The sequence below is a fragment of the Streptomyces tibetensis genome, assembly GCF_007655005.1.
Classification (GTDB): Bacteria; Actinomycetota; Actinomycetes; order Streptomycetales; family Streptomycetaceae; genus Streptomyces; species Streptomyces tibetensis.
The window spans coordinates 40352-48986 of sequence record NZ_SZVW01000037.1 but is presented as its reverse complement, the minus strand read 5'-3'; the positions used below and the strand labels follow the sequence as shown (position 1 = coordinate 48986).

General features: G+C 71.2%; 9 protein-coding genes. 6 read left to right on the top strand and 3 right to left on the bottom strand.

Annotated features, from left to right (window positions below; translation table 11 throughout):
• On the bottom strand, window positions 1-954 hold a 954-nt coding region (locus tag FDO69_RS40080), incomplete at its 3' end, for a DUF2510 domain-containing protein (RefSeq protein ID WP_138430294.1).
• A 246-nt stretch (window positions 955-1200) separates the two neighbouring features.
• On the opposite strand from FDO69_RS40080, the gene FDO69_RS40075 reads away from it, so the two are divergent.
• The gene (locus FDO69_RS40075; protein WP_104788983.1) at window positions 1201-1611 is read left to right on the top strand and encodes an SsgA family sporulation/cell division regulator; all 411 of its coding nucleotides are present in this window, start codon (window positions 1201-1203) and stop codon (window positions 1609-1611) included.
• Between the two features lie 11 nt (window positions 1612-1622).
• On the opposite strand, the gene FDO69_RS40070 is transcribed toward FDO69_RS40075, so the two are convergent.
• A complete protein-coding gene (locus tag FDO69_RS40070) occupies window positions 1623-3038 on the bottom strand; it encodes an FAD-binding oxidoreductase (protein ID WP_104788981.1) in 1416 nt (471 codons plus the stop codon).
• Window positions 3039-3180: 142 nt separating this feature from the next.
• Window positions 3181-4326 carry a 4-hydroxyphenylpyruvate dioxygenase gene (gene hppD, locus FDO69_RS40065; protein WP_104788978.1) on the bottom strand — a complete coding sequence of 382 codons (1146 nt, stop codon included), beginning with the start codon at window positions 4324-4326 and terminating at the stop codon, window positions 3181-3183.
• 123 nt (window positions 4327-4449) lie between these two features.
• Between hppD and FDO69_RS40060 the strand changes: the two genes are divergently transcribed.
• Genes FDO69_RS40060 through FDO69_RS40040 form a run of 5 tightly spaced genes read left to right on the top strand, consistent with a single transcriptional unit; the run spans window position 4450 to window position 8595 of the window.
• Window positions 4450-4920 carry an Lrp/AsnC family transcriptional regulator gene (locus tag FDO69_RS40060; protein WP_104788976.1) on the top strand — a complete coding sequence of 157 codons (471 nt, stop codon included), beginning with the start codon at window positions 4450-4452 and terminating at the stop codon, window positions 4918-4920.
• A gap of 19 nt (window positions 4921-4939) precedes the next feature.
• On the top strand, window positions 4940-5587 hold the full coding sequence (locus tag FDO69_RS40055; protein ID WP_104788973.1) for an ABC transporter permease: 648 nt from the start codon (window positions 4940-4942) through the stop codon (window positions 5585-5587).
• Complete coding sequence (locus tag FDO69_RS40050) at window positions 5580-6839, top strand: betaine/proline/choline family ABC transporter ATP-binding protein (protein ID WP_104788971.1); 1260 nt, start codon at window positions 5580-5582, stop codon at window positions 6837-6839. The genes FDO69_RS40055 and FDO69_RS40050 overlap by 8 nt, the downstream gene beginning before the upstream one ends.
• The gene (locus FDO69_RS40045; RefSeq protein ID WP_420878584.1) at window positions 6836-7636 is read left to right on the top strand and encodes an ABC transporter permease; all 801 of its coding nucleotides are present in this window, start codon (window positions 6836-6838) and stop codon (window positions 7634-7636) included. The genes FDO69_RS40050 and FDO69_RS40045 overlap by 4 nt, the downstream gene beginning before the upstream one ends.
• The gene (locus FDO69_RS40040; protein WP_104788969.1) at window positions 7633-8595 is read left to right on the top strand and encodes a glycine betaine ABC transporter substrate-binding protein; all 963 of its coding nucleotides are present in this window, start codon (window positions 7633-7635) and stop codon (window positions 8593-8595) included. The genes FDO69_RS40045 and FDO69_RS40040 overlap by 4 nt, the downstream gene beginning before the upstream one ends.
• Window positions 8596-8635 lie beyond the last annotated feature (40 nt).

The window sequence follows — 8635 nt, the reverse complement described above, 5'->3', positions numbered from 1 at the left end:
GGCGCCGAAACCGGGCGCCGCGGAGCCGCTCCCGGAACCGGTCGGCCCGGCCTGCGCGCCGAACGCGGGTCCCGACGGGCTCCCGCCGGGCCCCGCCGAACCGGGCGGGCCGCCGAAGGCGGATGCCGCCGGGCCACTGCCGGAGCCGACCGGACCGAAGCCGCCGCCGACCGCCCCGGCCTGCCCCCCGGAAACGGGCGCCGCCGAGTCGCCACCGGACCCGGCCGGCCCGAAGCCGGAACCGCCGGCCCCGGAGCCCCCGGCGCCGCCCTGCGCGCCGAACCCGGTCCCGGGCGCGCCGCGGTCCCCGGCCCCCGGCCCACCGGCCGGGCCCGGGCGTGGGGACACCGCGCGGAACGTCATCGTGCCGTCGTCGGGGGCATCGGCCGAGGCCGCCTCTCCCCCGGGCTTCCCCGCCGGGCGGCGGAACACGAACGTGCTGCCCCCCGCCGCGGCCTGCGCCTCCCGGTCGGCCGGGGGGACGTCCGCCGTGCCGTCGGCGCCGGCGGGCCCTGCGTCGGGCCGCCGGTCGGCGTGCGGCTGCCTCGGGTCGCCACCCTGAGCGCCCTGCGGGGCCGCGCCCTGCGCCCCCTGCGGAGCGCCCCACGAGACACGGCGGTCCTGGTCGCCGCCGAAGCCCGTCTGCCGGGAGCGGTCGGCGCCCCAGACGGAGGCCGGTTCGGGACGGCTGCCGTGCTGCGCGTCGGCTGCGGACGGCTCCTCGGCCGGGTCCTCATCGAAGAAGTGCGGGCCGGTCTCCTCGACCGAGGCGGGCTGCGCCGCCCCCGCTCCGGGCGGCGGCGCGAGCGACTCGCCGTCCCCGGGCGCCGGCCGGCTGGTGCCCGGCACCCAGGAGGCACCGTTCCAGTACCGGACATATCCAGGAATGGAAGGGTCCGGGTAATACCCTTCGCGGGGCCGGTCGTCACCGGGGGCCGGGGTTGGGGCGCTCATGTCCGTCGTCCCGTATCTGCTCGGGGGCCAAATGGGGGCCTCCACATCTATCAGACGTGCGCAAGCCCCACGGCCGCTCCCACCGGACCCGCCCCTTTCGAGCACCGATGTGCTACGCACCGCGCCCCTGCGGCCGTTCCCCCTGCGAAAAAACTTCCGGCAAGGCGCGTAATGCCGCGGCGGCGCCCCGCTCTCTCCAGGTGACCGGCCCTCAACGGGCAGCCGTCAGGAGAAGGGAAGACCGCCATGCACACCGTCGTGGAGCGGGAACTGGAGCTGAAGCTCGTCCTGTCGCCCGAGCGGAGGATCCCGGTGCCCGCCCGGCTCGGGTACCTCACCGCCGACCCCTACGCCGTCCACGTCACCTTCCACACCGACACCGAGCACCCGGTGTACTGGACGTTCGCCCGGGACCTGCTGGTGGAGGGCGTGTTCCGGCCCTGCGGGCAGGGGGACGTGCGGGTGTGGCCGACGAAGACCGAGGGGCGCAGCGTCGTGCTGATGGCGCTGAGCTCACCCGACGGCGACGCCCTGCTGGAGGCTCCGGCGGCGGCGGTGTCGGCCTGGCTGGAGCGCACGCTGCGGGTGGTGCCGCCGGGGGCGGAGGGTGAGCAGCTCGGGCTGGACGACGAGCTGGCCCAGTTGCTCGCCCAGTGAGGGGCCGGGCCTCAGAAGAGCTTGCCCGGGTTCAGGATGTTCAGCGGGTCGAAGGCCTGCTTGACGGCCCGCTGCATCTCCATGCCCACGGGGCCGATCTCGCGCGCCAGCCATTCCTTCTTCAGGACGCCGACGCCGTGCTCGCCGGTGATGGTGCCGCCGAGTTCCAGGCCGAGGGCCATGATCTCGTCGAAGGACTCGCGGGCGCGCCGGGACTCGTCGGGGTCCGCCGGGTCGAAACAGACCGTCGGGTGGGTGTTGCCGTCGCCCGCGTGGGCGACGACACCGATGGTGAGCTGGTACTTCTCGGCGATCCGGTCGACCCCTTCGAGCATCTCGGCGAGCCGGGAGCGGGGCACGCACACGTCGTCGATCATCGTCACGCCCTTGACCGCCTCCAGCGCGGTGAGCGACGACCGCCGGGCCCGGAGGAGCAGTTCGGACTCGGTCACGTCGTCGGCGGGCACGACCTGGGTGGCACCGGCCGCCTCGCACAGGGCGCCGACGGCGGCGAGGTCGGCGGCCGGGGCGGTGGTGTCGAACGCGGCCAGCAGCAGCGCCTCGGTGCTCTCGGGCAGGCCCATCCGCGCCATCGCGTTGACGGCCTTGACCGTCGTACGGTCCATGAGTTCGAGGAGTGACGGGACGTGGCCGCCCTCCATGATCCGGCACACGGCGTCGCAGGCCGCGGCGGCCGAGGCGAACTCGGCGGCCAGCACCAGCTGCTCGGGCGGCTTGGGGCGCAGCCCGAGGACGGCCCGTACGACGATGCCGAGCGAGCCCTCGGAGCCGACGAACAGCCGGGTGAGGTCGTAGCCGGCGACGCCCTTGGCGGTGCGGCGGCCGGTGGACATCAGGCGCCCGTCGGCGAGGACGACGTCGAGGCCGAGGACGTACTCGGCGGTCACCCCGTACTTGACGCAGCACAGGCCTCCGGAGGCGGTGCCGATGTTGCCGCCGATGGTGCACATCTCCCAGCTGGAGGGGTCCGGCGGGTAGGAGAGGCCGTGTTCGCCGACGGCCCTGGACAGGGCGGCGTTGACCACGCCGGGCTCGACGACGGCGATGCGGTCGACCGGGTTGATCTCCAGGATCCGGTCCATCTTCGTCAGGGACAGCACGATGCAGCCGTCGGAGGCGTTGGCGGCGCCGGACAGTCCGGTGCGGGCGCCCTGCGGGACGACGGGGACGCGCAGGGCGGTGGCCGTGCGCATCACGTGCTGGACCTGCTCGGTCGTGCGGGGCAGCACGACCACGGCCGGGCTGCCGGCCGGGCAGAAGCTCGCCATGTCGTTGGCGTAGGAGGCCGTGACGTCGGGGTCGGTGAGGACCGCTTCGGCGGGCAGGCCGCCCAGCAGCAGATCCACGAGGTCGCCGGTCGCTGCGGTGTCCTTCGAGCGGGGCGCTTCGATACGGCTCATGATCACAGGTTCGCACCCGGGGCCACCGGTGTGAACCCGTCGGCGGAAGCCTTGGGCTGCCCGGGTGCCGGGACGGCGGGGGCGGGTCGTGCAGGTGCCCCGTGACACCCGCACGACCGTGACACCCCACGACCCGCGGCACCGGCGGCTACAGGTTGCCGCGGCGCTCCTGCTCGCGCTCGATCGCCTCGAACAGGGCCTTGAAGTTGCCCTTGCCGAAGCCCATCGAGCCGTGGCGTTCGATGATCTCGAAGAAGACGGTCGGACGGTCCTGGACCGGCTTGGTGAAGATCTGCAGCAGGTAGCCGTCCTCGTCGCGGTCGGCCAGGATCTTCAGTTCGCGCAGGGTGTCGATCGGGACCCGGGTCTCGCCGACCCACTCCCCCAGCGTGTCGTAGTAGGAGTCGGGCGTGTTGAGGAACTCGACGCCGGCCGCCCGCATCGTGCGGACCGTCTGGACGATGTCGCCCGTGTTGAGCGCGATGTGCTGCACGCCCGCGCCGCCGTAGAACTCCAGGTACTCGTCGATCTGGGACTTCTTCTTGGCGATGGCCGGCTCGTTGATCGGGAACTTGACCTTGAGCGTGCCGTCGGCGACGACCTTGGACATCAGCGCGCTGTACTCGGTGGCGATGTCGTCGCCCACGAACTCCTTCATGTTCGTGAAGCCCATCACCTTGTTGTAGAAGCCGACCCACTCGTTCATCTTGCCGAGCTCGACGTTGCCGACGCAGTGGTCGATCGCCTGGAAGGTGCGCTGCGCGGGCGGCTCGACCATCGGCTCGGCCGCGACGAAGCCGGGCAGGTACGGGCCGTCGTAGCCGGAGCGCTCGACGAGGGTGTGGCGGGTCTCGCCGTAGGTGGCGATGGCGGCCAGGACGACCGTGCCGTGCTCGTCCTTTCGCTCGTACGGCTCGGCGACCGAGCGGGCCCCGTGCTCCAGGGCGTAGGCGTAGGCGGCGCGCGCGTCCGGGACCTCGATGGCGAGGTCGACGACACCGTCGCCGTGCTCGGCCACGTGCTTGGCGAGGAAGTGGCCCCAGTCGGTGGTGGGCTTGATGACCGAGGTGAGGACGAAGCGGGCGGAGCCGTTCTCCAGGACGTACGCGGCGGTCTCGCGGCTGCCGTTCTCCGGTCCGGAGTAGGCGACCAGCTTCATGCCGAAGGCGGTGGAGTAGTAGTGCGCCGCCTGCTTGGCGTTGCCCACGGCGAAGACGACCGCGTCCATTCCCTTGACCGGGAAGGGGTCGGCCTGCCGGGCGGTGTCGGGAGTGTGGTGTGTGGTCTGCGTCATAGCCGCAGGGTCTCCCTGCCCGGCAAGGTGCGCAATAGTTTGTGTTTTGGCTGGGCAATCTGTTCAGCAATACGGCCGTATCGTCGGCTCTTCTGTACAGGATGACCATGCCGGGAGGCTGCTGTGGCGATCGATCGTCTGGACGGCCGGATCATCCTGCTGCTGGCCCGGGAGCCGCGGATCGGGGTGCTGGAGATGTCCCGGCGGCTGGGGGTGGCCCGGGGCACCGCGCAGGCGCGGCTGGACCGGCTTCAGTCGAACGGAGTCATCCGCGGATTCGGTCCCGAGGTGGACCCGGCCGCGCTCGGCTACCCCGTCACGGCGTTCGCCACGCTGCAGATCCGGCAGGGGCAAGGGCCCGACGTACGGGCGCACTTGGCGACCGTGCCGGAGGTGCTGGAGCTGCACACCACCACCGGCACCGGGGACATGCTGTGCCGGCTCGTGGCCCGCTCCAACGCCGATCTCCAGCGTGTGATCGACCGGGTCGTCGGTTTTGATGGCATCGTCCGGGCCTCCACGGCGATCGTCATGGAGAACCCCGTTCCGCTGCGGATCATCCCGCTCGTGGAGCAGGCCGCGGAGGAGACCTGACGTGTAGGGGTGAGCGCGTGTGAACTTCTGGGAGTACCTGGTCAACCGGCACCAGCAGCTGCTCACGGACGCCTACCAGCACGCGAGTGTGGTCTTCCAGTGCATGGTCGTCGCGACGGCGCTCGGGGTGCTGATCGGCGTGGTCACCTACCGCAGCGAGTGGGCCGGGAACCTCGCGACCACGACGACCGCCACCGTCCTGACCGTGCCGGCGCTCGCCCTGATCGGTCTGCTCATCCCCCTCGTGGGCCTCGGAGTGCCGCCCACGGTGATCGCGCTGACGCTGTACGGGCTGCTGCCGGTCGTGCGCAACGCGATCGTCGGGCTGCGCGGGGTCGATCCGGCGCTGGTGGACGCGGCCACCGGCATCGGGATGTCCCGGCCGTCCCGGCTGCTGCGGATCGAGCTGCCGCTGGCGTGGCCGCCGATCCTGACCGGCATCCGCGTCTCCACCCAGATGCTGATGGGCATCGCGGCCATCGCCGCGTACGCCTCCGGCCCGGGCCTCGGCAACGTCATCTTCCGCGGCCTGGCCTCGCTGGGCAGCGCCAACGCGCTCAACCAGGTCCTCGCGGGCACGCTCGGCATCGTCATCCTGGCGCTGCTGTTCGACGCCGCGTACGTCCTGATCGGACGGCTGACCATTCCCAGGGGGATCCGTGCCTGAGACCGGTGACCACGGCGCCTCCATCGAGCTGGAGAGCCTGACCAAGCGCTATCCCGGCAGTGCGCAGCCGGCCGTGGACAACGTGAGCATGGAGATCAAGGCGGGCGAGGTCGTCGTCTTCGTCGGCCCCTCGGGTTGCGGGAAGTCGACCACGCTCAAGATGATCAACCGGCTGATCGAGCCGACCGGCGGCCGCATCCGGATCGGCGGCGAGGACGTCACCGACATGGACCCGGTCAAGCTGCGCCGCAAGGTCGGCTACGCCATCCAGTCCGCCGGGCTCTTCCCGCACATGACGGTCGCGCAGAACATCGGGATCGTCCCGAGGATGCTCGGCTGGCCGAGGGCACGGATCAAGGAGCGGACCGAGGAGCTCCTCGACCTCGTCGGCCTCGACCCCGGGGAGTTCCAGGGCCGCTACCCGCGCCGGCTCTCCGGGGGCCAGCAGCAGCGCGTGGGCGTGGCCCGGGCGCTGGCCGCCGATCCGCCGGTGCTGCTGATGGACGAGCCGTTCGGGGCGGTGGACCCGATCACCCGGGACCACCTCCAGGACGAGCTGATCCGCTTGCAGCACGAGCTGCACAAGACGATCGTCTTCGTCACCCACGACTTCGACGAGGCGATCAAGATCGGCGACCGGATCGCCGTGCTGCGCGAGCGGTCGCACATCGCGCAGTTCGACACCCCCGAGGCGATCCTCACCAACCCGGCGGACGACTTCGTGTCCGGGTTCGTGGGCGCCGGTGCGGCGCTGAAGCGCCTGAACCTGACCCGCGTACGGGACGTGGAGATCACCGACTATCCGACGGTCACGGTCGACGACCCGTTGCAGCAGATCTTCAACGAGCTGCGGACCAGCGGCAGCAACGAGATCCTGCTGCTCGACCGGCGCGGCCGTCCCTACAAGTGGCTGCGGCGCGGCGACCTGATGCGGGCCAGGGGCTCACTGGCCCGTGCCGGGACCCTGGTGAACGACACGGTCACCCGGGACGCGACCCTGCGCGACGCGCTGGAGGCGGTGCTCACCGACAACGCCGGGCGGGTGGCGGTGACCGGGCGGCGCGGCGAGTACACGGGCGTCGTCGACATGGAGACCCTGATGAACTCCGTGCACGAGATGCTGGAGGCGGACCGGCTCGACGCGTTGGAGCACCAGCACGAACTTCAGTCGCTGCGGGCCTCGCAGACGCACGCCGAGCAGGAGGGGGCCGCGGGCCCGGCGGGCGTGGGCGGCCCGGGAGGGGAGCGGTGACGGCCACGGAGGTCGGGGAGACCTCCGAGCCCGTGGCGAAGGCGCCCCCGACTGAGCGCCCGCCCGCCCGTCTGACCTGGCAGAAGCTGACGTTCCTGCCGGTCGCCCTGATCGCCGTGCTGCTCGCCACCTGGCTCTGGTTCCAGCAGGCCGACCTGGACGCGCTCACCCGCAACGCCCTGTCGGGCGGCCAGGTCACCAAGGCACTGTGGCAGCACATCCAGCTGACCGCGATCTCCACGTTCTTCGTGCTGATCATCGCGATCCCCTTGGGCATCGTGCTGACCCGCGGGGCGGCGAGCAGGGCCACCCCGGTGGTGATGGCGTTCGCCAACACGGGTCAGGCGACCCCGGCGATCGGCCTGCTCGCCCTCCTGGTGATCTGGCTGGGCATCGGCCGCAGGGCCGCCCTGATCGGCATGATCGCCTACGCCATCCTGCCGGTGCTGTCCAACACGATCACGGGCCTGAAGGCGAACGACCCGACCCTGCTGGAGGCGGCCCGCGGCATCGGCATGTCCCCCATGGGGGTGCTGAGGCGGGTGGAACTCCCGCTCGCGGTCCCGCTGATCCTCGCGGGCGTACGCACGGCCCTCGTCCTGAACGTCGGTACGGCGACCCTGGCGGTCTTCGGCGGGGGCGGCGGCCTCGGTGTGCTGATCACGACCGGGATCACCAACCAGCGGATGCCGGTGCTGGTGCTGGGGTCGGTCCTCACGGTGGTGCTGGCGCTGCTGGTGGACTGGCTGGCGTCGATCGTCGAACTGCTGCTGCGCCCGCGCGGGTTGCAGCCGTGAGAAGACCTACGTGCCTGGCGTCCGTCGGCCTGCTCCTGGCAGCGGCCGGCTGCGGCCTGACCAGCGGCTCTCCCCTGACCGACGACGTGAAGCCGGGCTCGATCGGCCGGGGTGAGCCGCTGGAGGGCGCGCATCTGACGGTCACGTCGAAGTCGTTCACCGAGCAGCTGATCCTCGGCTCGATCATGGGCATCGCCTTCGAGGCGGCCGGCGGGGACGTCATCGACCGCACCGGCATCCAGGGCTCCATCGGCAGTCGCGAGGCGGTCCGCAAGGGCGACGCGGACGCCGGGTACGAGTACACCGGCACGGCCTGGATCACATACCTCGGGCACGGCAGGCCGATCGCCGATCCGCAGGAGCAGTGGGAGGCGGTGAAGAAGGAGGACGCGGGCAACGGGCTGGTCTGGCTGCCGCCGTCGAAACTCGACAACACGTACGCGCTGGCGATGAACCGGCAGAACGCGAAGAAGTACGGCACGAAGACGATGTCGGAGGTGGCGAAGCTGGCGAAGTCCGATCCGGGGGCCGTGAAGCTGTGCGTGGAGGTCGAGTTCGCGAACCGGGCGGACGGGTTGCCGGGCATGCAGAAGGCCTACGGCATGAACGTCCCGGCACGGAACATCACGCAGATGGACACCGGGATCATCTACACGCAGACCGCGAAGGGCAACTGCACGTACGGGGAGGTGTTCACCACCGACGGGCGCATCAAGTCCATGAACCTGGTCGTGATGGACGACGACAAGAAGTTCTTCCCCAACTACAACGTCGCGCCGATGATCAACGCGAAGTCGCTGAAGGAGTGGCCGGCGATCGCGGAGGTCCTGAACCCGGTGACGGAGAAGCTGAACAACTCCGTGGCGCAGACGCTGAACGCGAAGGTGGATGTGGACGGGGAGGATCCGCACCAGGTGGCGCTGGACTGGATGGTGGAGGAGGGGTTCGCCGAGGAGTGAGTTACAAAGAGACCGTTGCAAAGGAGGCTTTGCAACGCTA

Excerpts from the sequence above, each read along its gene's own strand:
- FDO69_RS40075 (WP_104788983.1), top strand. The coding sequence starts at position 1,201 with ATGCACACCGTCGTGGAGCGGGAACTGGAGCTGAAGCTCGTCCTGTCG.
- hppD (WP_104788978.1), bottom strand. The coding sequence starts at position 4,326 with ATGACGCAGACCACACACCACACTCCCGACACCGCCCGGCAGGCCGAC.